The organism is Actinosynnema sp. NPDC023587 (genome assembly GCF_040640215.1).
Taxonomy (GTDB): Bacteria; Actinomycetota; Actinomycetes; order Mycobacteriales; family Pseudonocardiaceae; genus Actinosynnema.
Map to the genome: position 1 here is coordinate 130,145 of NZ_JBFABG010000001.1, position 21,984 is coordinate 152,128.

At 72.4% G+C, this 21,984-nt stretch carries 19 protein-coding genes, 1 tRNA gene and 1 riboswitch; of the genes, 10 read left to right on the top strand and 10 right to left on the bottom strand.

All coding sequences use genetic code 11. From position 1 onward, the window contains the following. Positions 1-67 precede the first annotated feature (67 nt). A complete protein-coding gene (locus AB0G01_RS00640; RefSeq protein WP_360937867.1) occupies positions 68-1,027 on the bottom strand; it encodes an acyl-CoA desaturase in 960 nt (319 codons plus the stop codon). Between the two features lie 156 nt (positions 1,028-1,183). Between AB0G01_RS00640 and AB0G01_RS00645 the strand changes: the two genes are divergently transcribed. The 8 genes from AB0G01_RS00645 (at position 1,184) to pth (ending at position 8,831) form a co-directional block, all read left to right on the top strand. Then, complete coding sequence (locus AB0G01_RS00645) at positions 1,184-2,329, top strand: prolyl oligopeptidase family serine peptidase (RefSeq protein WP_360937870.1); 1,146 nt, start codon at positions 1,184-1,186, stop codon at positions 2,327-2,329. A 127-nt stretch (positions 2,330-2,456) separates the two neighbouring features. Continuing rightward, positions 2,457-2,527 (top strand) — tRNA-Gln (locus AB0G01_RS00650). A 94-nt stretch (positions 2,528-2,621) separates the two neighbouring features. Then, positions 2,622-4,268, top strand: coding sequence for a GGDEF domain-containing protein (locus AB0G01_RS00655; protein ID WP_360937873.1), 1,647 nt, complete (start codon positions 2,622-2,624; stop codon positions 4,266-4,268). A 71-nt stretch (positions 4,269-4,339) separates the two neighbouring features. Next, the gene (gene glmU / locus AB0G01_RS00660) at positions 4,340-5,818 is read left to right on the top strand and encodes a bifunctional UDP-N-acetylglucosamine diphosphorylase/glucosamine-1-phosphate N-acetyltransferase GlmU (RefSeq protein ID WP_360937876.1); all 1,479 of its coding nucleotides are present in this window, start codon (positions 4,340-4,342) and stop codon (positions 5,816-5,818) included. A 13-nt stretch (positions 5,819-5,831) separates the two neighbouring features. Next, positions 5,832-6,803: a ribose-phosphate diphosphokinase gene (locus AB0G01_RS00665; RefSeq protein WP_360939819.1), complete on the top strand. Its 972-nt coding sequence runs from the start codon at positions 5,832-5,834 to the stop codon at positions 6,801-6,803. 291 nt (positions 6,804-7,094) lie between these two features. Further along, positions 7,095-7,697 (top strand): 50S ribosomal protein L25/general stress protein Ctc, encoded by a 603-nt coding sequence (locus tag AB0G01_RS00670; RefSeq protein ID WP_360937879.1) that lies wholly within the window; start codon positions 7,095-7,097, stop codon positions 7,695-7,697. Positions 7,698-7,756: 59 nt separating this feature from the next. After that, positions 7,757-8,272, top strand: a complete 516-nt coding sequence (locus AB0G01_RS00675) for a DivIVA domain-containing protein (protein WP_360937882.1) — start codon at positions 7,757-7,759, stop codon at positions 8,270-8,272. After that, positions 8,262-8,831 (top strand): aminoacyl-tRNA hydrolase, encoded by a 570-nt coding sequence (gene pth / locus AB0G01_RS00680; RefSeq protein WP_360937885.1) that lies wholly within the window; start codon positions 8,262-8,264, stop codon positions 8,829-8,831. Before AB0G01_RS00675 ends, pth begins: the two co-directional genes overlap by 11 nt. Positions 8,832-8,915: 84 nt before the next feature. Here pth and AB0G01_RS00685 read toward each other — a convergent pair whose 3' ends face one another. Continuing rightward, a complete protein-coding gene (locus AB0G01_RS00685) occupies positions 8,916-10,559 on the bottom strand; it encodes a fatty acyl-AMP ligase (protein WP_360937888.1) in 1,644 nt (547 codons plus the stop codon). A gap of 105 nt (positions 10,560-10,664) precedes the next feature. Here AB0G01_RS00685 and AB0G01_RS00690 point away from each other — a divergent pair, with 105 nt between their 5' ends. Continuing rightward, positions 10,665-11,918, top strand: a complete 1,254-nt coding sequence (locus AB0G01_RS00690) for a DivIVA domain-containing protein (RefSeq protein WP_360937891.1) — start codon at positions 10,665-10,667, stop codon at positions 11,916-11,918. Positions 11,919-11,949: 31 nt separating this feature from the next. Here AB0G01_RS00690 and AB0G01_RS00695 read toward each other — a convergent pair whose 3' ends face one another. After that, complete coding sequence (locus AB0G01_RS00695; protein ID WP_360937894.1) at positions 11,950-13,731, bottom strand: ABC-F family ATP-binding cassette domain-containing protein; 1,782 nt, start codon at positions 13,729-13,731, stop codon at positions 11,950-11,952. Positions 13,732-13,753: 22 nt separating this feature from the next. Beyond that, a complete protein-coding gene (locus AB0G01_RS00700; protein ID WP_360937897.1) occupies positions 13,754-14,719 on the bottom strand; it encodes a 4-(cytidine 5'-diphospho)-2-C-methyl-D-erythritol kinase in 966 nt (321 codons plus the stop codon). A 144-nt stretch (positions 14,720-14,863) separates the two neighbouring features. Between AB0G01_RS00700 and AB0G01_RS00705 the strand changes: the two genes are divergently transcribed. Beyond that, on the top strand, positions 14,864-15,595 hold the full coding sequence (locus AB0G01_RS00705) for a DUF4184 family protein (protein ID WP_360937900.1): 732 nt from the start codon (positions 14,864-14,866) through the stop codon (positions 15,593-15,595). Positions 15,596-15,597: 2 nt separating this feature from the next. On the opposite strand, the gene AB0G01_RS00710 is transcribed toward AB0G01_RS00705, so the two are convergent. The 6 genes from AB0G01_RS00710 to AB0G01_RS00735 all read right to left on the bottom strand — a co-directional run bounded on the left by AB0G01_RS00710 (position 15,598) and on the right by AB0G01_RS00735 (position 21,946). After that, on the bottom strand, positions 15,598-16,404 hold the full coding sequence (locus AB0G01_RS00710) for a MetQ/NlpA family ABC transporter substrate-binding protein (RefSeq protein WP_360937903.1): 807 nt from the start codon (positions 16,402-16,404) through the stop codon (positions 15,598-15,600). Positions 16,405-16,434: 30 nt separating this feature from the next. Next, on the bottom strand, positions 16,435-17,118 hold the full coding sequence (locus AB0G01_RS00715) for a methionine ABC transporter permease (RefSeq protein WP_360937906.1): 684 nt from the start codon (positions 17,116-17,118) through the stop codon (positions 16,435-16,437). Further along, positions 17,115-18,125 (bottom strand): ATP-binding cassette domain-containing protein, encoded by a 1,011-nt coding sequence (locus tag AB0G01_RS00720; RefSeq protein ID WP_360937909.1) that lies wholly within the window; start codon positions 18,123-18,125, stop codon positions 17,115-17,117. The genes AB0G01_RS00715 and AB0G01_RS00720 overlap by 4 nt, the downstream gene beginning before the upstream one ends. A 200-nt stretch (positions 18,126-18,325) precedes the next feature. Continuing rightward, positions 18,326-18,419, bottom strand: a riboswitch (SAM riboswitch). Between the two features lie 86 nt (positions 18,420-18,505). Then, on the bottom strand, positions 18,506-19,381 hold the full coding sequence (gene rsmA, locus AB0G01_RS00725; protein ID WP_360937912.1) for a 16S rRNA (adenine(1518)-N(6)/adenine(1519)-N(6))-dimethyltransferase RsmA: 876 nt from the start codon (positions 19,379-19,381) through the stop codon (positions 18,506-18,508). Positions 19,382-19,390: 9 nt separating this feature from the next. Beyond that, complete coding sequence (locus AB0G01_RS00730; RefSeq protein WP_360937915.1) at positions 19,391-20,833, bottom strand: transglycosylase family protein; 1,443 nt, start codon at positions 20,831-20,833, stop codon at positions 19,391-19,393. Between the two features lie 273 nt (positions 20,834-21,106). Further along, entirely contained in the window at positions 21,107-21,946 is an 840-nt protein-coding gene (locus AB0G01_RS00735) for a TatD family hydrolase (RefSeq protein WP_360937918.1), read from the bottom strand. Positions 21,947-21,984: the final 38 nt, after the last annotated feature.

Consider the following 21,984-nt stretch of genomic DNA (forward strand, 5'->3'; position numbering starts at 1 on the left):
TCGTCCCACCATCTCGACCACCCTAAACACCCGCCCCCCGCCGGAACGGCGAGGGGCGGGCAAGGGGTCACTTCTTGACGCTGATCCGGGCGAGGCGCTGCTGGTTCGGCCAGCGCACGTCACGGGCCCAGCCGAACTTCTCGAACAGCCAGATGAACCGCGCCGAGGTGTCGATCTGGCCGCGCTTCACGCCGTGCCGCGCGCAGGTCGGGTCGGCGTGGTGCAGGTTGTGCCACGACTCGCCGAACGACAGGATCGCCAGGGCCCACACGTTCGCGGAGCGGTCCCGCGCGGCGAACGGGCGGTCACCCACCATGTGGCAGATCGAGTTGACCGACCAGGTCACGTGGTGCAGGAACGCCACCCGGACCAGGCCCGCCCAGAAGAACGCGCTCAGCGCGCCGGCCCACGACATGGTGATCAGGCCGCCCAGCACGCCGGGCGCGAGCAGGCTGATGGTGGTCCACAGCACGAAGTACCGGTCGACCCAGACCAGGTCCTTGTCGGCCAGCAGGTCCGGGGCGAAGCGCTGGGCGTTGGTCTTGTCGCGGTCGAACAGCCAGCCCATGTGGGCGTGCCAGAAGCCCTTGGCCAGCGCGACCGGGCCGCTGCCGAACAGCCACGGCGAGTGCGGGTCGCCCTCGCGGTCGGAGAACGCGTGGTGCCGCCGGTGGTCGGCGACCCAGACGATGACCGGGCCCTGCAACGCCATGCTGCCGGCGATGGCCAGGCCGATCTTCAACGCCCGGTTCGCCTTGAACGAGCCGTGCGTGAAGTACCGGTGGTAGCCGACGGTGACGCCGAGGCCGGCCAGGTAGTAGAACGCGACGAACAGCGCCACGTCGACCCAGCCCAGTCCCCAACCCCAGGCGAGCGGCACCGCCGCGATCAGCGCCAGGAACGGCACGACGACGAACACGTAGACACCGAGCTGCTCCACGTGGCCGCGCCGGCCGTCGATGATCGGCTTGGGTCCCTTGTCCTCAGGACCGGGCGGCGTGGACCTGCTCTCCAGGGTGCTGGTCATACGTGTACCTCTTGGTTGTCCGGGGGCTTACCTACGGGACCGTAACTTACGGCAGCGTAAGTTAGGACAACCTTGTCCCGCCATAGTTCGCGCCGAACTCACGGCGTGTTCTCAGGATTTCGGGCGTGTCGATCACGGGCGGCGCATCATTCCCCAATGGGGTCACCGAACGTTCGCCGCCGACGCCGCACCCGCCTCGCCCTGGTCACCTTGGCAGTGGTCTTATCCCTGCTCAGCGCCGGTGTGCTGGGGGTCGGCTGGTACTACAGCGGCCAGTTGCTGGAACCGGCTCGGGCACAACCCGGCTACCCGGACACAATCGTCGGATCGGGTGAAAGTTCGGTCACGCTCACCGAGTCCCGAATCACAGTGCAGCCCGGCTCCTGGGGACTGGTGTGGCCGGGCGGCGAAGCCCGGGTCGGCCCGGTGACCGGACGCTCGGGCGGCACGGTGACCCGCGAGCTGACCGGGACCGCCCCGCCGGCCGGCACGCCCGCCCGGCTGGAGGTCTCGGTGTGGACCTCCGACCCGAAGGCGGCCCTCGGCCTGGACTTCGAGGACGTGCGGGTGCCCACCGAGCTCGGCGACATGCCCGCGTGGCTGGTCCCCGGCGTCGCCCGGACCTGGGTCGTCGCCGTGCACGGGCGCGGCGGCACCAGGGCGGAAGCGCTGCGGATCACCCCGACCCTGCACCGGGCGGGCCTGCCGGTGCTCGCCGTGACCTACCGCAACGACGTGGGCGCGCCGGCGTCCCCCGACGGCCTGTACCACCTCGGCGACACCGAGTGGCGCGACCTGGAGGCCGCCGTCCGCTACGCGCTGGACCACGGCGCTCAGGACGTCCTGCTCTACGGCTGGTCCATGGGCGGCGCGGTCGTCGGCCAGTTCCTGGGCCGCTCGGAGCTGGCCGGCAAGGCCGTCGGCGCGGTCCTGGACGCCCCGGTGACCAGTTGGACGGGGACGCTGGAGCTCCAGTCGCGCAACCGGGGCGTGCCGACCTGGCTGGTGCCGGTCGCCGAGCTGGTCTCGGACTGGCGGGCCGACCTGGAGTTCGACCGCTTCGACCTGGTCGCCCGCCCGCCCGCGCACCGGCCGCCGACGCTGCTGCTGCACGGCGCGGTCGACGGCACCGTGCCGGTGGCGGGCTCGCGCGACCTCGCCCGCGCCGCGCCGGGGCTCGGCTGGCGAATGACCTACGTCGAGGAGCCGGCCGCCGAGCACGTCGCCGCGTGGAACGTCGACCCGGCCGGGTACGAGAGGTCCGTGGCGGATTTTCTGGCCTCCCGCACGGGGGCGGGCTGACCTGCGCGAACACGCGGGGTCATGATCGGGTGACCGGTGGATTTCGACCAGTTGAGTGGTGGTGCTGACCTTTCGGGACCAGTCGTGACAACATGTCCTCGCGCGGTAGAGGGAGACCTCCGCCCGTTCCGCCATGGTGTAAAGGCAGCACCTCGGATTTTGGTTCCGATGGTCCAGGTTCGAATCCTGGTGGCGGAGCGAGTACGGCCGGACCGCACCGGTCCGGGTCGCCCTGCGTACGCCTGGGGGGTGTGAGTCGCTGCACGAGGAAGCGGTCGACGAGCAGGACACCGTGGTGCCGGCGCTCCACGAGATGTCCGACGCGTGGCTGGTCGGCCGCGCGAGCGAGCTCGTGGCCGTGGCCCAGAGCAGCCACCTCTCCGATCAGCTCGACGCGTGCCACGAGGTGGACGGGCTGCTGACCGAGGCGCAGGCCCGGGGCGAGCCCCGGATCGTCGGCCAGCTCCTGCGCGCGGCGGCCGTGGTCCGGCTGGTCACGCCCGGCCTGGTGGACCTGTCGGACACCCTGCTCGACGAGCTGCTGGCGCACACCCGCCGGCACGGCCTGGTCGTGCTGGAGGCCGAGACGCACGCGCTGCGCGGTCGCCGGTACCTGCTCGGCGGGTTCGAGGACAGGGCGCTGACCGAGGTCGCGTCCGGCCTGGCCATGCTGGAGGAGAACCTCACCCCGGACCCGGTGCCGGACCGGCGCACCTGGGACCGGATGCTGGCCAACGCCCTCCAGAGCACCGGCCTGGTGCTGACCCAGCTCGGCGTCTACGAGATGGCCGACGCGGTGCTGGCGCGGGCGCACAACGCGATCCGGGACAGCGCCGGACCGCACCTGATCTACATCCACCTGATGAACCGCGCCCGGATGCTCATCGGCTGGGGCCTGCGGCTGGAGCGGGTGGAGAACCTGGCGGAGGCGGCCACCAAGTTCGGCACCGCCTCGGCCATCGCCGAGGCGGTCGAGGGGCCGTTCCGCGAGTCGCTGCACCCCGGCCGGCGCGACCGCGCGGCCTCCGAGCAGGTGCCGATCATCGGCGCGGCGCACGCGCTGGCCAGACCCGGTCCCGAGCACATCGCCCCGCTGTGGCGGCTGCGCGAGCTGTCCATGTACGCCCGCGAGCTGATCATCGTGTCCATCGCCCTGGCCCGCTGCCTGGAGCTGGAGGAGCTGCCGCAACAGGCCCTCCAGGTGCTCGCCGACGCCCGCACCCGGCTGGAGCACGACACGTCCGAGCCCACGCTGATGCTGTGCCTGACCCGCGAGTACGCGAAGCTCTCCGGCCCGCACGGCGAGCACACCATCTCCGCGCTCCAGACCTACGCCAACGCGCTGGAGGTGGAGCTGTGGCAGATGCAGGAGGCCCGCACCGCCACGCTGGTCACCCGGCGCGACCACGAACGGCTGACGCGCGCGCACGGCGCGATCGCGCAGCAGGCGTTGCAGGACCCGCTGACCGGCCTGCCGAACCGGCGCGCGCTGGACGACCGACTCGGCGCGCTGATCAGCGCGCAGACCCACCCGATGGCGATCGCGCTGGTCGACCTGGACGGGTTCAAGGTCGTCAACGACAAGCACTCGCACGCCGAGGGCGACGACGTCCTGCGCGTGATTGCGAGCACACTCCGCCAGGCGTTGCGGGGGGACGACCTGGTCGCCCGCTACGGCGGCGACGAGTTCGTCGTGCTGCTGCCCGGAGCGCCCCTGCACGCCGCCGAGGCGGCGCTCGGCCGGGCCGTGGATGCCGTGGCGGGCTTGCCAATCGACCTGTCCCGGGGGGTCACGCTGTCCGTCGGGGTGATCTCCGTGCGACCCGGTGAATCGGCCAACCAGGCCCTCGCCCGAGCCGACTCCGCGATGTACGCGGCGAAGCGCAGGGGTGGCTGCCAGGTTGCGGCCGTGGAGGTCGGGCCCTCCCCGGACGCTTAGTATCAGCACCTGGCGGGAGCCGGGTTTTCCCGCTGGCACGCACGCACTTCGGTCAGCTAGGGAGAGCGCTGATGCTAGAGGGTGTTCCCACCCCGGTCAGCACGATCGTCCTCGCAGCGGGTGAAGGCACCCGCATGCGCTCAGCCACCCCCAAGGTGTTGCACCGGATCGCCGGTCGCTCCCTCGTGGAGCACGCGGTCCGCGCCGCCGCGGGGACCGATCCGGATCACCTGGCCGTCGTCGTCGGCCACGGCCGCGACGCGGTGGGCCGGCACCTCGACACCCTGTCCGCCGCGCTGGACCGCAAGGTCACCGTCGCGGTGCAGGACGAGCAGAAGGGCACCGGGCACGCGGTGGGCTGCGGCCTCGCCGAACTCCCCGCCGACCTCGGCGGCACGGTCGTCGTGACCTACGGCGACGCCCCGCTGCTGGACTCGGCCGCGCTGCGGGACCTGCTGGTCCGGCACGCGGAGGCGGGCAACGCGGTCAGCGTGCTCACCGCCGTGGTGCCCGACCCGACCGGCTACGGGCGGATCGTGCGCTCGGCCGCCGGCGAGGTCGAGCGGATCGTCGAGCAGAAGGACGCGTCCCCGGACGAGCGGGCCATCACCGAGATCAACTCGGGCGTGTACGCGTTCGACGCGGCGGTGCTGCGGGACGCGCTCGCGCGCATCTCGACCGACAACGTCCAGGGCGAGTTGTACCTGACCGACGTGCTCGCCATCGCGCGCGCCGACGGGCGGCGGGTGGGCGCGGTCGTGACGCCCGACCCGTGGCTGGTGGAGGGCGTGAACGACCGGGTGCAGCTCGCGCGCCTCGGCGTCGAGCTCAACCGCCGGATCGTCGAGCGGTGGATGCGCGAGGGCGTGACCGTGGTCGACCCGGCCACCACGTGGTTCGACGCGGACGTGCGGCTCGGCCGCGACGCCCTGGTCGAGCCGGGCGTGCAGCTCCGCGACGGCACCGTCGTCGGCGAGGGCGCGGTCATCGGCCCGGACACCACGCTGTTCGCGTGCACGATCGGCGCGGGCGCGTCGGTCGTGCGCACCCACGGCACGGGCGCGGAGATCGGCGCGAGCGCCTCCGTGGGCCCGTTCGCGTACCTGCGGCCGGGCACCCGGCTCGGCGGCGGCGGCAAGATCGGCACCTTCGTCGAGGTCAAGAACTCCGACATCGGCACCGGCAGCAAGGTCCCGCACCTGAGCTACATCGGCGACGCCACCATCGGCGAGCACACCAACATCGGCGCGGCCAGCGTGACCGTGAACTACGACGGGGTGGCGAAGCACCGCACCGTCGTCGGATCGCACGCCAGGACCGGCTCCGACAACATGTTCGTGGCCCCCGTCACGGTGGGGGACGGCGCGTACACCGGAGCCGGCACCGTGGTGCGCCGGGACGTCCCGCCGGGCGCGCTCGCCGTGTCCGGCGGTCCCCAGCGGAACCTGGAGGGCTGGGTCGTGCAGCGCAGGCCCGGCACCCCGGCCGCCGACGCGGCGCAGCAGGCGCTGGCGGCGCAGAACGCCGACACAACCGAGGAAGGGCGCTGACGTGAACCCCACCATGGTCGGAACTCCGAAGAAGAACCTGATGCTCTTCGGTGGGCGCGCCTACCCGGAGCTGACCGAGCAGGTGGCCAAGCACCTCAACGTGTCGGTGACCCCCCAGTCTGCGTACGACTTCGCCAACGGCGAGATCTTCGTGCGGTTCGAGGAGTCGGTGCGCGGTTGCGACGCGTTCGTCATCCAGTCGCACTGCGCGCCCATCAACCAGTGGCTGATGGAGCAGTTGATCATGGTGGACGCGCTGAAGCGCGCGTCCGCGAAGCGGATCACCGTGATCATGCCGTTCTACCCCTACGCCCGGCAGGACAAGAAGCACCGCGGCCGGGAGCCGATCTCCGCCCGCCTGGTCGCCGACCTGTTCAAGACCGCCGGCGCGGACCGCCTGGTCGCGGTCGACCTGCACACCGCCCAGATCCAGGGCTTCTTCGACGGCCCGGTGGACCACCTGTGGGCCATGCCGCTGCTCGCGGAGCACATCCGCCACAAGTACGCGGGCCGGGACATCACCGTGGTGTCGCCGGACGCCGGCCGCACCAAGCTCGCCGAGAAGTGGGCGGACACCCTGGGCGGCACGCCCATCGCGTTCATCCACAAGACGCGTGACCCGCTGCGGCCCAACGAGGTCGTCGCCAACCGCGTGGTCGGCCAGGTGGCGGACCGGCTGTGCGTGGTGATCGACGACATGATCGACACCGGCGGGACCATCACCAAGGCCGTGGAGCAGCTCCTGGCCGAGGGCGCGTCGGACGTCGTGATCGCGGCGACCCACCCGGTGCTGTCCGGCCCGGCGGTCGAGCGGCTCCAGGCGTGCGGCGCGCGCGAGGTCGTGTTCACCGACACCCTGCCGATCCCGGTGGAGAAGCGCTTCGACGCGATGACCGTGCTGCCCATCGCGCCGCTGCTCGCGCGCGTCATCCAGGAGGTCTTCGAGGACGGCTCGGTCACGAGCCTCTTCGACGGCAACGCCTGACCCCCGCACGACCCGGCCGGCGCGTCGCGACCCGACGCGCCGGCCGTTCTCCTCCGTGCCGGGCGACCCCCGGCACCCGGTCGCCCACCCCCGATTAGGTGTGGTCACCGGTCCGGCCTACACTGGTCGGGTTGCCTCGGCGAGGGCGAGCATCACGCTCGGCGTGATCGACGCGGCGGTTGTGATGCCGCGCGCGTGTTCACCTTCCGCGCCGCCCGCCGCCGCAGGCCAGCACCCCGCTCAGCAGCCCCGCCCGACGTATCAAGGCCAGACCGTTAGGAGAGCCCCACCGTGTCCGAGGTCCGTCTCGCCGCAGAGGAGCGCACCGAGTTCGGCAAGGGCGCAGCCCGCCGCACCCGTCGCGCCGGCAAGATCCCCGCGGTGCTCTATGGCCACGGTTCCGACCCGAAGCACCTGGCTCTGCCGGCGCTGGAGTTCGCCCGTGTCGTCCGCGAACACGGTCAGAACGCGGTGCTCACCCTGGACATCGACTCCAGCAGTGAGCTCGCGCTGACCAAGACCGTCACCACGCACCCCCTCAAGAACTACATCGAGCACGTCGACCTGCTGCTGGTGCAGCGGGGCGAGAAGGTGACCGTCGAGGTCCCCGTCGTCATCGTCGGCGAGGCGGGCCCCGGCATCCTGGTCACCCAGGACCTGACCACGATCCAGCTTGAGGCCGAGGCCCTGAACATCCCCGACCAGGTCGAGGTCTCGGTGGCCGGCGTCGAGGCCGGCACCCAGATCCACGCCTCGGACGTCGCCCTCCCGTCGGGTGCGTCCCTGGTGACCGACCCCGATGCGCTGGTCGTCGCCGTCAACGCCGCTCCCACCGCCGCCCAGTTGGACGGCGAGGGCGAGGCCGCTGACGACGAGGCCGCCGAAGAGAGCTGAGCCCTATCACGTCGGGCTGGTCGAACGGCACGCCTCCCCCGCCTCACGGCTGGGGCGGCGTGCCGTTCCCGTCGTTGAGCCCGGCGCAGGTGCGGGGCACGTCCTTCCCGCGCAAGCGCGGCGGGAAGGGGTACGACCCGGCGCAGGTGGACGCGTTCGTGCTGAAGATCGCGGACGCGCTGGCCGGACGCACCCGGATGCACCCCGACGAGGTGCGGCGGGTGGTGTTCCACGAGTTGCCCGGCGGCTACGACCAGCGCCTGGTGGACGACTTCCTGTCGCGGCTGGAGTGGCAGCTCCGCGAGGGCCTGGTGCCGCCGACCGGGATGCGCTCGGGCTCCGACGTGCTGGCGGTGAAGCTGCCGAAGGCGTCGAACGGCTACGATCGCGGCGAGGTGGACGCCTTCGTCGCGAGGGCCGCCGCGACCCTGGACGGTCGCGGGCGGATGACCGCGAGCGAGGTCCGCCACACCAGGTTCAGCACCACGTCGGGTCTGCGGCGCGGCTACCAGACGCGGGCGGTGGACGCCCTGTTGGACGAGTTGGAGCAGGAGTTCCGGTCCCGTGGCCGATGACGTGAGCCTGGTCGTGGGACTGGGCAACCCCGGACCCCGGTACGAGGGCAACCGCCACAACGTCGGTTTCCTGGTGCTGGACGTGCTGGCCGAGCGGATCGGCGGCAGGTTCAAGGCCCACAAGGGCGGTGCCGACGTGCTGGAGGGCAGGCTGGGCGGCCGGCGGGTCGTGCTGGCCAAGCCGCGCGGCTACATGAACACCTCGGGCGGCCCGGTGGCCGGCACCGCGAAGTTCTACAAGGTCGAGCCCGCGGACGTCGTCGTCGTGCACGACGAACTCGACCTGCCGTTCGCCACCGTGCGGATGAAGCTCGGCGGCGGCGAGAACGGCCACAACGGCCTCCGCTCGATCACCAAGTCCCTGGGCACCAAGGACTACCACCGGATCCGCTTCGGCGTGGACCGCCCGCCGGGTCGCATGGACCCGGCCGACTACGTGCTGCGCGACTTCTCCCCCACCGAGCGCAAGGAACTGGCCTTCGAGCTGGACCGCACGGCCGACGCCGTGGAGGCGCTGGTGGAGTTGGGCCTGGAAGCCGCGCAGAACAGGTTCCACTAGCGCGGGTCCACCGACGCGCGGCGGGCCGGTCGTGTTGGGACATGTCCGTGGATTCCGCGATCGTGCGGGCACCGGCCGAACCGCTCAGCCCGCGCTGGGCACCAGGGTCGACGCCGCCGCGCGGCGCAGCTTGCCCGAAGGCGTCTTGGGCAGGCTCCCGGGCTTCACCACCACCACCGAGTACGGCCGCAGCCCCACGGCGTCCACGACGCGCGCGCTGACCTTCTTGGACAGCTCCCGCACCTCGTCGTCCGAGCCCGCGAGCTTCGACTCGACCACCACCGCGAACCGCTCGCGCCGGGTCCCGGCGTCCAACCGGACGGCGATGGCGTTGCCCGCGCGCACGCCTTCGACGGACGTGGCCGCGCGCTCGATGTCGGTCGGGTAGATGTTGCGCCCGCCCATGATGATGACGTCCTTGCGCCGCCCGCAGACGACGACCTGACCGTCGACCAGGTAGCCCTCGTCCCCGGTGTCCAGCCACCCCGCCGCGTCCTGGGTGGCGACCGGTCCGTCGACCGTCAGGTACTCGGGGGTGACGGCGTCGCCGCGGACCCGGAGCTGCCCGACCTCGCGCTCACCGCGCACCGCGCCTGCCTCGTCCACGACCTGGACCTCCAGCCCCGGCAGCGGCGGCCCCAGCAGCGGGAACGTCCGCGCGCCGGCGCTGTCGGCGGCCACCGGCACGGCCCGCCGCCCGGCCTCCAGCTCGTCGCGGTCCACCACGTCCACCGAGAGCCCGGTGAACACCGGCGCGAAGGCGACGCCCAGCGTCGTCTCGGCCATCCCGTAGGCGCACAGCACGCATTCGGCCGGCATCCCGAACCGCGCCCCCGCGTCGGTGAACGCCCGCACCGCGACGGGGTCGATCGGCTCGGCCCCGTTCAGCGCGAGGCGCAGCCGCGAGAGGTCCCACGTCCCGTCCGCCACGTTCGCCATCCGCCGGGCGGCGACGGCGTAGGCGAAGTTGGGCGCGGCGGTGATCGTCCCGCCGTAGCGGCTGATCAGGTCCGGCCACAGGGTGGGACGCCCGAGGAAGTCGGCCGGCGTGACCTTCACCAGGTCGATGCCGAGCAGCATCGGCACGGTCAGGAAGCCGACCATCCCCATGTCGTGGAACAGCGGGAGCCAGGACACCATCCGGTCGGTCTCCGGGTCGAGCCGGGCGGCGACCTCCATCGCCTCGGCGTTGGACCACAGGTTGCCGTGGGTGATCCGCACGGCCTTCGGGTCGGCCGTGGAACCGCTCGTGAGCTGCAACAGCGCCGTGGCGGACTCGTCCACCTCGACGGGGGCGGCCAACGGCTCGCCGTCCAGCCCGTCGAGGTCGGCGCAGGCGACGCCGTGCTCGTCCAGCACCGGGGCCAGCGCGTCGAAGGGCGCGCCGAGCAGCACGAGGCGGGCCCCGATCATGGACAGCACCTTCAGCGTGTCCTCGGCCCACTCGGCGAGGTCCGTGCGCGCGGTCGGCTGGTGCAGCATGGTGATGCTGCCGCCGGCCAGCCACACCGCCTGCACGGCCGGCGCGATGGCCGCGGGGTCGCCGGCCAGCACCGCGACCGAATCCCCGGCGGACACCCGGCCCGCCAGCGCGCCCGCGATCCGCGTGGCCCGTTCGTGCACCTCACCCCAGGTGCGACTGGTCGGAGCGGTGGGCTCCCCCGTCGTCATGCCTCGACCCCCGGCACTCGCAGCGGTTGCCACCAACGTGTCCACGAACCGGCTCATGGCAGTCAGCGTAGAACGATCTCCCCCGCGTTGAGCCGACAGGACGAAACAAGTTGCCCACCGTCCGGCGATACTCCCCGGTATACGACCGAAGGAGGCAACGGGGTGGCCGGGTTCGAAGCGCGTCGGCACACACCCGCACATCCCGCGCCGCTGTTGAGCGCGCAGGATCTGCGACAGGTCGCCTTCCACCGCCCGCCGCCGGGTCTGCCCGGGTACGACGAGCAGCAGGTGGACGACTTCCTGGACCGCGTCGAGAGCACCCTGCTCGGCCGCGACGACGTGGCCGAGCAGGACGTCCGCCGGATGCGCTTCCGCCCGGCGAGACCGGGCTACCACGCGGCCGAGGTCGACGTGTTCATGGACCTGGTGGCCGAGACGCTCAAGTCCACGCCGCAGCGCCGGCAGGCCGTCGCACCGGCCCGGGGCGCGCACGCCACGTCCACCGGGATGCGCCCGGCACCGGCTCCCCGGCTCACCCCGCAGGACGTCCGGGGCGTCCGCTTCCACAAGCCCCGGCCGGGCGACCGGGGCTACCACGAGGGCGAGATCGACGCCTTCCTGGACCGGATCGAGAACACCCTCGCGGGCCGGGACGACCTGACCGCGATCGAGGTGCAGGACGTCGAATTCGCCCTGGCCCCGCCGGGGACGATCGGCTACGACGAGGACGACGTGGACACGTTCCTGGACCTCGTGGTCGTCACCCTGGAGCGCACCCCCGCGCCACCGCCCGACCGGGTCCCCGCGCCACCGCCCGCACCCGCACCACCGCCCGCCCCCGCGCCGCCGCCGGTCCGCCCCCGCCCCGGCGTGGGTGCCCGGCCGCTCACCGCGCGGGACGTGCGGACGGTCGAGTTCGGCAAGCCCCCGCGCGGGCGGCGCGGCTACCAGGAGTCCCAGGTGGACAAGTTCCTGGACCGCATCGAGAAGACCTTGCTCGGCCAGGACGACCTCACCGCGCGGGAGGTCCGGGAGGCCCGCTTCAGCCGGCCCGTCATCGGCCGGCGGGGCTACGACGAGACCGAGGTGGACGCCTTCCTGTCCAGGATCGAGAAGCAGTGGGGCGACGGTCCCCGGCGGCCGGCCGACCTCCCGCCCATCACGTCCTGGCAGCAGCTCCGGGCGATCAAGCTGCCGACGGCGGGCGCGGACCGGCGCGGCTACCGCACGGCGCAGGTCGACCGCGTGCTGGAGGAGGTCGGCGTCGCCCTGGACGGCATGATCGGGGCGAGCTCGACCGAGCTGGCGAAGGCGGAGTTCGCCCTGTCGCTGATGGACGGCCAGGGCTACGAGTGCGCCTACATCGACGAACTCGTGCCCCTGCTGGTCGCCGAACTGCGCCGGCGGGGGCGCTAGCCCCGCGCCGACCACCGCCGCCCGGCGGTCGTCACCCCTCGACCGCCTCGGCCGCCGCCAGCCACTGCGCCTCGACGGCCTCGGCCTCGGTCAGCACCGCGCGCAGCTCGGCGTCCAGCTTCAGCAGCCGACCGGAATCGGTGGCCGCCGCCGCGAGCGCGGAGTGCAGTTCCGCTTCCTTCTTCTGGAGGACCTCCAGCCGCCGTTCCAGGCGGGCCAGGTCCTTGCGGGCGGCCCGCTGGTCGGCGGCCGAGGACGGTGCCCCCTCCTTGACCGGGGTCGCCTTCCCGGCGGGCGCGGAGCCCGTCTGGGCGTCCCGCCGCCGCAGGTACTCCTCGATCCCGCCGACCAGGTCGGTCAGCCCGCCGTCGCCGAACAGCGCCACGACCCGGTCGCACACCCGCTCGACCAGGTACCGGTCGTGCGAGATCACGACCAGCGTCCCGGGCCAGGAGTCCAGCAGGTCTTCCAACTGCTGCAACGTGTCGATGTCGAGGTCGTTGGTCGGCTCGTCGAGCAGCAGCACGTTGGGCTCGGCCATCAGCAGCCGGCAGAGCTGCAACCGCCGCCGCTCGCCGCCGGAGAGGTCCCCGACGGGCGTCCACTGCTTCTGCGAGGTGAACCCGAACCGCTCGGCCAACTGCGAGGCGGACAGCTCCTGCTTGCCCAGCACCACCCGCCGGGCGATCTCCTCCACCGCCTCCAGCACGCGCATCGAGCCGTCCAGGTCGTGCAGCTCCTGGCTCAGGTGGGCCAGCTTCACCGTCTGCCCCTGGACCCGCTTGCCGGACACGGGCTCCAGCTCGCCGGCCAGCGCGCGCAGCACCGTGGTCTTCCCGGACCCGTTGACCCCGACGATCCCGACCCGGTCCCCGGGACCGATCCGCCAGGTCAGGTCGCGGACCAGCGTCCGCGCCCCGTCCCCGACCGCGAGGGTGACGTCCTCCAGCTCCACGACGGTGCGCCCGAGCCGCCGCTTGGCGAAGGCCAGCAGCTCGACGGAGTCGCGCGGCTCGGGCACGTCGGAGATCAGCGCCTCGGCCGCGTCGATCCGGTACCGGGGCTTGGACGTGCGGGCCGGAGCGCCGCGCCGCAGCCAGGCCAGCTCCTTCCGGGCCAGGTTGCGGCGCTTCTCCTCCACCGCGTCCGCCAGCCGGGCCCGCTCGGCCCGCGCGAAGATCCAGTCCGCGTACCCGCCCTCGTACTGCTCGACCCGGCCGCCGACGACCTCCCAGGTCCGCGAGCACACCGTGTCCAGGAACCACCGGTCGTGGGTCACGACCACCAGCGCGGTCCGCCGGGCCAGCAGGTGCTCGGCCAGCCACCGCACGCCCTCGACGTCCAGGTGGTTGGTCGGCTCGTCCAGCACGACCAGGTCGAGCTCCCGCACCAGCGCCGCCGCCAGGGCAACCCGCCGCCGCTCACCGCCCGACATCGTCCCGACCGTCGAGTCCAGGCCCAGCGCGGTGATCCCCAGCCCGTCGAGGATCGACCGGACCCGGGCGTCGGCCGCCCACTCGTGCTCGGCGTCGAACCCCAGCGGGTCGATCACCGCGTGGCGCACGGTCGAGTCGGGCGGCAGCTCGGTGCGCTGCGTCACCACGGCCATCCGCAGCCCCCGGGTCTGGCTGACCCGGCCCTCGTCCGGCGGGGCGAGCCCGGCGAGCACCTCCAGCAGCGTCGTCTTGCCGCCGCCGTTGAGCCCGACGACACCGATCCGATCGCCTTCGCCGACCCCGAGGGACACCTCGTCGAGCAGCGGACGCACACCGAACGACTTGGAGACGTTCTCCAAGTTGACCAAGTTGGCCATCAACACAACCTTCGTCTGAAATTCAAGCGTGGACTTCGGGCGGTGTCGGCCGAGGCGTCTCCTCGGTCCCGATCACCCGCGCCCCGTGGACGGGCCCCTGCGCGACGCGCACCGTGCGGCACACCCCCGCGCCGGCCAGCTCGGCGGCCACCCGGACCGCCGAGTCGGCGTCGGTGCACAGGAACGCGCAGGTCGGGCCGGACCCGGACACCATCCCGGCCAGCGCGCCGGCGTTCACGCCGGCGCGCAGCGTCCGGCGCAGACCGGGCCGCAGCGACACCGCCGCAGCCTGGAGGTCGTTGCCCAGCAGCAGGGCGAGCTGCCGGGGGTCGCCCGACGCGAGCCCTTCCAGCACGGCCTCGGCCGCACCCACCCTCGGCGGGTCGCCCTCCGCGCGCAGCCGGTCGAGCTCGCCGAACACCTCGGGCGTGGACAGGCCGAGCCGGTCGAACGCGAGCACCCAGTGGAACGGGTGGCGGGCCAGCACGGGCACGATCCGGTCGCCCCGGTCGGTGCCCAGCGCGGTGCCGCCGTAGAGCGCGAACGGGACGTCGGCCCCGATCGTGCCCGCCACCCCGGCCAGCTCGTCCCGGCCGACCTCCAGCCGCCACAGCGAGGCCAGGCCGACCAGCGTCGCCGCCGCGTTCGCGCTGCCGCCCGCCATGCCGCCCGCGACCGGGATGGCCTTGCGGATCGAGATCCTGACCTTCGGGTCGTCGGGGTCGCGGCCGACGTGCTCGGCCAGCGCCCGCACGGCCCGCCAGGCCAGGTTCGAGGGCCCGGTGGGCACGGAGTCCGCGCCCTCGCCGCGCACCTCGACGCCGGGGTCGTCGGTGGTGGCCACCGTCACCTCGTCGGTCAGGGACAGCGCCTGGAAGATCGTCACCAGGTCGTGGTAGCCGTCCGCGCGCGGGTCACCGACCGCCAGGTGCAGGTTGACCTTGGCCGGGACGCGGACGGTGACCGGGGGTGGGACTACGGCGAGCACGCCCTGAAGCCTACGGGCGTCGACCGGGTGCTCGCTGCCACCTGGCTCGCGGACGCGGTCGGAACGGCGGGGAAGCCGCGGAGGACCCGTGGAGATCCGGTGTCCACGACGCCGTCCCGCGCCGGGGGGTGGTCGAATGCCGACATGCCGTTCACCGCCTCGCACATCGCCGCGGTCCTGCCGCTGGCCCGTCGCCCGCTGGTGACGTCGGCCCTGGTCACGGGCTCGATGGCACCGGACCTGCCGTACTTCGTGGTGCTGCACGCGGGCGTCGGCGAGCACACCCACACCTGGTGGGGGCTGGTCCTGCTGGACGTGCCGATGGCGCTGGTCGCCCTGGCCCTCTACCGCGCGGTGCTGCGCGAACCCGCGCTCGCCCTGGCCCCGGCCGCGATCCGGTCGAGGGTCGCCCACCTGCCCGCCCCGCGCTTCGGGATCGCCACCGCCGCCTCCGCGCTGGTCGGCAGCGTGACGCACGTCGTGTGGGACGCGTTCACCCACTACGACGGCTGGGGCGTGCGGCTCCTCCCCGCCCTGGGCGGAGAGGCCCTGGGGATGCCCGGCTTCGCGCTGGCCCAGTGGGTGAGCACGGTGGCGGGAGCCCTCCTGATCGCGGCCTGGTGTGCCCGGACGCTGTCCCGGATGCCCCGCCGCCCGGTGCCGGCCCGGTTCACGCCCCCGGCCCGCCCCGGCGCGGTCATCGTCGCGCTGGCGGCCTTCACCGCCGCGTTCGCGGCGTTCACCACGGCCGGCGGCAGCACCACGGTCGTGCTGGTCAGCGGCTCGATCACGGTGGTCACCGGCGCGCTGATCGCCGTGGCCCTCTACGGCGCGTGGCGCGCCCTCCGCGGAGAGCGCGCCACGGTCGACCGCTAGCCTCACACGGCCAGCACGGACCCCGAGAAGGTCGTTTTGATGTAGTCCTTGACCTGCTGCGACTGGAGCAGGGCCAGCAGGTCCTTGATCCGCTTGTCGTCCTTGAGCTCGGCGCGGGTGACCAGGCCGTTGGCGTTCGGGTTGCCCTCGGCCTCCTCCAGCGCCAGCGCGTCCGACGACGGCTTGAGCCCGGCGTCGATCGCGTAGTTGCCGTTCACCACGGCCGCGTCGGTGTCCTCCAGCGACCGGGGCAACTGGGCCGCTTCCAGCGCCACGAACTCCAGGTTCTTCGGGTTCTCCGCGATGTCCCGGATGGACGCGGTCCGCTCCGCGCCCGCCTTGATCTTGATCAGCCCGTTGTCCTGGAGCAGGCGCAGCCCGCGCGCCTCGTTCGTCGCGTCGTTGGCCACCGCGACCTTCGCGCCGGACGGCAGGTCGGCGAGCTTCTGGTGCTTCTTGGAGTACACGCCGAGCGGTTCGACGTGCACCGGCCCGATCCACTCCAGCTTCGCGCCGCTCTCCGCCTTGAACGTGTCCAGGTAGGGGACGGTCTGGAAGTAGTTGGCGTCCAGCGACCCGTCCACCAGCGCGGTGTTGGGCTGGACGTAGTCGGTGAACTCGACGACCTCGATCTTGAGGCCCTTGTCCTCGGCCAGGTTGTCGGCCACGTACTTGAGCACCTGGGCGTGCGGGACGGGGCTGACGCCGACCTTCAGGGCCGCTTCGGGGTCGGAAGCGGCACCGGTCTGGCCGCTTCCGCAGCCCACCGCGGTCAGCAGCACGGCGACGAGGGCAGCACGAATACGCATGTCATTCCTTACTGCGGAGATGGAGAACTTTCAGACGGAGGCGTGCCGGCGGCGGTCGACGCCCCGGGCCACGCGGTTGCCGGTGAACTGGATCAGGGTCGCCACGACGGCGAGCACCACGACCGTGGCCCACAGGTAGCGGTCGTTGAACCGCTGGTAGCCCTCGCGCACGGCCAGGTCGCCGAGACCACCGCCGCCGACCACGCCGGCCATGGCGGAGTAGCCGAGCAGGGCGATGGCGGTCACGGCGATCGCGTTGACCAGCGCGGGCAGCGACTCGCGCAGCAGCACGCTGCGCACGATCCGGAGGGTGGAGGCACCGGTGGTCACCGCCGCCTCGATCACCGCCACGTGCACTTCCGACAGGACGTTCTGGACCAGCCGCCCGACGAACGGGATCGCGCCGATCGCCAGCGGCACGATGGCCGCCGTCGGCCCGATCGTGCCGCCGAGGATCAGCCGGGTGAACGACATCAGCAGGATCAGCAGGACCAGGAAGGGCATGGACCGACCGAGGTCGACCACGAAGCCGAGCAGCTTGTGCGCCACGGGCCTGGGCCGCAGCCCACCGGGGGCGGTGAGCTGCAACCAGACGCCGAGCGGAATGCCGAGCGCTACCGCGATCAGGGTGGAGACGCCCACCATGTAGACGGTCTGGCCGGTCGCGACCAGGACGTCGTCGAACACGGTGGACCAGGGTGTCGCAGACCTCACGCAGCTACTCCCTGGGGCCCCGCCAGTGTCCGGCGCACCGCGCCACCCGCTTCCGAGATCCACTCCAGCGCCGAGTCCGCGCGCTCGCCGTTGAGACCGACGCGGAACCGCGCCACCGGGGTCTCGCCGAGCCGCGTCAGACCGCCGCCGAGCAGGTTCAGGTCCACCCCGAACCGGCTGGTGGCCTCGGGCAGCAGCGCGCCGACCGCGGCGAACCCGACCAGCACGACGTCCGCGACGCGGTCGTACGCGCCCTCGGCCGCCGGGTTCTGGTCCACGGCGGGCAGCAGCGAGGCGGCCGTGCGCGAGGACGCGTCCGCGACCAGGCTGAGCACCTTGCCGTGCTCGACCACGCGGCCGTCCTCCAGCACCGCGACGTCGTCGCAGATCCTGCGGACGACGCCCATGTCGTGGGTGACCACGAGCACCGTGACACCGAGCTCGGCCCGCGCGCGGTCCAGCACGGTCAGCACCGAGCCGGTGGTGTCGGGGTCGAGCGCGGAGGTCGGCTCGTCGGCCAGCAGCACCGACGGGCCGGCCGCGAGGGCCCGCGCCACGGCGATCCGCTGGCGCTGGCCGCCGGAGAGCTGGTCCGGGTAGGACCCGGCCTTGTCGGTCAGGCCGACCAGGTCGAGCAGTTCGGCGACGCGGGTGCGCCGCTGCGGGCCGGGGATGCCGGCCGACTCCAGCGGGAGCGCCACGTTGCCCGCGGCGGTCCGCTGGCGGAGCAGCGAATCCCCTTGCGGCACAACGCCGATCTGCCGGCGGGCGGCGCGCAGCGCCGGGCCGCCGAGGGACACCAGGTCGGTGCCGTCGACGCGGATCGCACCGCTGTCGGGGCGCTCCAGCAGCGCCACGCACCGCGCCAGCGTGGACTTGCCCGCCCCGCTGGGGCCGACGACGCCCAGCACGGTGCCGGCGGCCACGTCCAGGTTCACGCCGTCCAGCGCGCGAACCTGACCGGTACTCCCGGGAAAGGTCTTGGTGAGGTTTTCGACAGTGATCACGGTTTCGCTCCACGACTGCACGCGGCAGCGCACGCTCGTGGCGTGCACGTCCGAAGGCCGGCTCAAGAAGGGTGTCCCGGAAAAGGGGACGACGAGGACTCGACAAGCGCCTACGCGCAGTTAGCTTCGACAGCCCGAAACCGTGCGGCGGCCGTGGTCGACGACTCGCCGGCGTGTGAGCAGCATCCTGGGCACGTGATCCTCCATCGCTCCTGGCGGAAGCACCTGCCTCCGCCGGGGAGGTGGTTGCTGCGGCGTCGTAGAGCCAGGTCTCTCGGCCGCTCGGGATGGCAGCACGAGTACACCCGACGCGGAGGCTTCAACGCAAGCCCGCATGAGGATCGTTCGTCAAATCACACTGATGGCCGAAAGATCATCGGCTATTCCGGTGAGGAAGCCTCGGCTATCCGGACGAAGTCGCCGACGCCCAATTGCTCCCCCCGGACGCCCGGATCGACCCCGGCCAGCGTCAACAGCCGCTCGGCCTCGGCGGCCGACCCGGCCCACCCGGAGAGGGCACCGCGGAGCATCTTGCGGCGCTGCGCGAAAGCCGCGTCCACCAACGAGAACAGCGCCTTGCGGTCCACAGTGGACAGCGGCTCGTGGCGGGTGAAGGCGACCAGCGCGGAGTCCACGTTGGGCACCGGCCAGAACACCGAGCGCGGCACCGGTCCGGCCCGGCGGGCGTCCGCGTACCAGGCGAGCTTCACGCTCGGCACCCCGTAGACCTTGCTGCCCGGTCCGGCCGCCATCCGGTCGGCCACCTCGGCCTGCACCATCACCAGCCCGGTCCGCAGCGACGGCAGCTCGGCCAGCAGGTGCAGCACGACCGGCACGGCCACGTTGTACGGGAGGTTGGCCACCAGCGCGGTCGGCGGCACCGGGAACCGGTCGGCGGTGACCCGCATCGCGTCGGCCTCGACGACCGTCAGCCGGTCCTTCAGACCGGGCGCGCGCTCGGCCACCGTCACCGGCAGCCGCCTCGCCAGCACCGGGTCGATCTCGACCGCGACCACCGAAGCGCACGCGGGCAGCAGCGCCAGGGTCAGCGACCCCAGCCCCGGCCCGACCTCCAGCACCACGTCCTCGGGACCGAGTCCCGCCGCCGCCACGACCTTGCGGACCGTGTTCGGGTCGTGCACGAAGTTCTGGCCGAGCTTCTTGGTGGGGCGGATGTCCAGCTCGGCGGCGAGCCGGCGGACGTCAGCGGGGCCGAGGAGCGCACTCCCCGGCCCCGCTGGTGCAGGTTCGGTCACCCGCAAAACTTACGACAGCCCCAGCTTCTGCTGGCAGTGGGGCCACGCCGAGTACCCGCCGCGCGCGTCGCGGAGCTTGCTCGCCACGGCGATCTGCTGCTCGCGGCTGGCCTGGTGCGGGTACGCGGCGTACTGGCTACCGCCGTACGCGTCCCACGTGCCCTTGTTGAACTGGAGGCCGCCGTAGTAGCCGTTGCCGGTGTTGATGGCCCAGTTGCCGGTCGCCTCGCAGTTGGCCAGCCGGTCCCACACCTCGCCGTCGGGCGGGAGCTTCGTGCCGACCTTGACCTTCTTGGCCTTCGGCTCCTTGGTGACCTTCGTGCCCAGCTTCTCGCGGCCGGTTTCCTTGCCGTTCTTGATGGTCACCCGGTAGGTGACGATCTGCTCGCCGGGCTCGCCCGCCTCGACGGTCTCCTTGGAGCCCCGCATCATCGTGGCGTCCTTGACCTCCTCGACGGTCGGCTCGATGGCCTCCGTCGCGTTGATCACGGACACGCCGGTGCGGCTGATGTGGACCTCGGCACCGTTGGTGATGCGCAGGTCCCCGGCGGATTCGAGCTTGTCCTCCGGGCCGAGCGAGATGTTCTCGGCCTTCATCATCTCGTCGACGGTCAGCGCGGTCGTGCGCACCTGCCTGGGCTCGGTGCCGCCGTCGTAGACCGTGACGGTCTTGAGGCTCTTCACCTCCAGCGCCAGGCCGCCGAGCGGGACGGCCATGCCGCGGTCGTGGGAGACCCACGCGCCCTCGTCCTCGACCTTGAGCTGGTCGAGCGCCTCGTCCACGGTGACCGAGCGGACCCAGCCCTCGCGCTGCTCGCCGTCGACGGTCATCTTGACCAGCCGGCCGCGGTCCAGCGAGATCTTGCCGCCGTCGCCGACCTTCGCCTGGGGGGACGGGCTGAGCGCGTCGTGCTCGCCGACCACGATGCCCTCGTCGGCGAGGATCTCGCCCACGGTGGACTCGTAGGTGCGCACGGTGGTGGCTTCGCCGTCCACGTCGACCGTGACGGACTTGTCCATGGCGATGGCGGTCGCGCCACCGCCGGAGATGGTCACCAGCACGGTGGCGACGGCGGCCTTGAGGAAGCGGCGCTTCCACTTCCCGGCGGCTTCGACCAGGGCGGCGGGCGGGGCGCTCGGCTGCTCGGCAGCCAGGGCTCCGGCGACCCGGTCCTGGGAGACCTCGTCCGGGATGATGATCGGCGGGAGGAGCGTGGTCTCGGCGTTGATGAGCTTGATCAGCTCGTCGACGTCGACGTCGGCACTGGCCAGCAGGTCGTCCGCGTCAGGTCCGAGGACCTCCCGGACGTCCTCCGGCGTGATGCTGAACACCGCGGTGTCCCAGTCGGACCACCCGGGCTCGGGTCTGTCCAGGACGTCCACGGTGGCGGACGGCGGCTGGTCGACCTGCACGGGAGTAAACCAGTCGGTGTCCTCGTTGAACGAGTTCACGGGGTTCCATACCTCCTGAAGGCGCGAAGGGTTCGCGCACACGTTCGGTGTCGGTGGTCAGCAGGTGATCTCCGGCAACTCCTGTGTGTGTCCGTCTTCTCGCTTCTGGTGCGTAAACCCGCCCCGACCGCGGGTCGCGCCCCCGGGACTTGACGGGGGGCACGGTCACGGGACCGTAACGGGTACTCGGGGGTTGTGCAAACACTCCCGCGACCCCTGTGAGGTCGATCACCCCATCAGAGGAGCAAGTCTGTCCGCCATTCGTCGTAAGGCCTATTGCGACTGCACCAGGTCACCAAGACCGAAGACTCGTTCGGCGTTTCGGGTGACAGTTGACGCCAGCTCCGCCAATTCCACGTGACGGAGCGTAGCGATGTCACGCAGGGTGTAGTTCGCGCAGTACGGCTCGTTCGGCCGACCCCTGAACGGGTGCGGGGTCAGGAACGGGGCGTCGGTCTCCACCAGCAGGTGCTCGGCCGGCACCCACGCCGCCGCCTCGCGCAGCGCCTTCGCGTTGCGGAAGGTCACCGCACCCGCGAACGACAGCACGTACCCCCGCGCCACGCACGCGCGCGCGAAGTCGAGGTCGCCGGAGAAGCAGTGGAAGACCACAGTGGACGGAGCGCCCTCCTCGTCGAGGATCTTGAGGACGTCGTCGTGCGCGTCCCGGTCGTGGATCATCAGGGCCTTCCCGGACAGCTTGGAAAGCTCGATGTGCCAGCGGAAGGCGTCGTGCTGGGCGGCCGGCGGCGAGTAGTCCCAGTAGTAGTCCAGACCGGTCTCGCCGATCGCGACCACGCGCGGCTGCGCGGCCAGCGCGGTGAGCTCCGCGCGGTCCGCGTCGGTGAAGGTGGACGTCCGGGTCGGGTGCAGCGCGACCGCCGCGAACACCCGTTCGTCCCACGTCGCGGCCCGCGCCGCCCACCGCGCGGACGCCAGGTCGTCGGCGACCGTGATCACCCGGTCGACGCCGGCGGCGTTGGCCCGGTCGAGCACCTCCCGCACCTGCTCGGGCGTGTCCGCCCCGCAGGCGTCGAGGTGGGTGTGGGCGTCGACCACCGGCACCGGAAGTGCTTCCGGTACCGGCGGCCGTTCTCCTCGGCGCTGGGTCACCCCGGGGTGTCCTCTCGGAACGCGGGAGCTCCGCTCGT

Coding starts and splice junctions, on each gene's coding strand:
- AB0G01_RS00695 (WP_360937894.1), bottom strand. CDS start 13,731: ATGGCCAACTTGGTCAACTTGGAGAACGTCTCCAAGTCGTTCGGTGTG.
- AB0G01_RS00640 (WP_360937867.1), bottom strand. CDS start 1,027: ATGACCAGCACCCTGGAGAGCAGGTCCACGCCGCCCGGTCCTGAGGAC.
- AB0G01_RS00665 (WP_360939819.1), top strand. CDS start 5,832: ATGGTCGGAACTCCGAAGAAGAACCTGATGCTCTTCGGTGGGCGCGCC.
- AB0G01_RS00705 (WP_360937900.1), top strand. CDS start 14,864: ATGCCGTTCACCGCCTCGCACATCGCCGCGGTCCTGCCGCTGGCCCGT.
- AB0G01_RS00645 (WP_360937870.1), top strand. CDS start 1,184: ATGGGGTCACCGAACGTTCGCCGCCGACGCCGCACCCGCCTCGCCCTG.
- AB0G01_RS00685 (WP_360937888.1), bottom strand. CDS start 10,559: ATGAGCCGGTTCGTGGACACGTTGGTGGCAACCGCTGCGAGTGCCGGG.
- glmU (WP_360937876.1), top strand. CDS start 4,340: ATGCTAGAGGGTGTTCCCACCCCGGTCAGCACGATCGTCCTCGCAGCG.
- AB0G01_RS00710 (WP_360937903.1), bottom strand. CDS start 16,404: ATGCGTATTCGTGCTGCCCTCGTCGCCGTGCTGCTGACCGCGGTGGGC.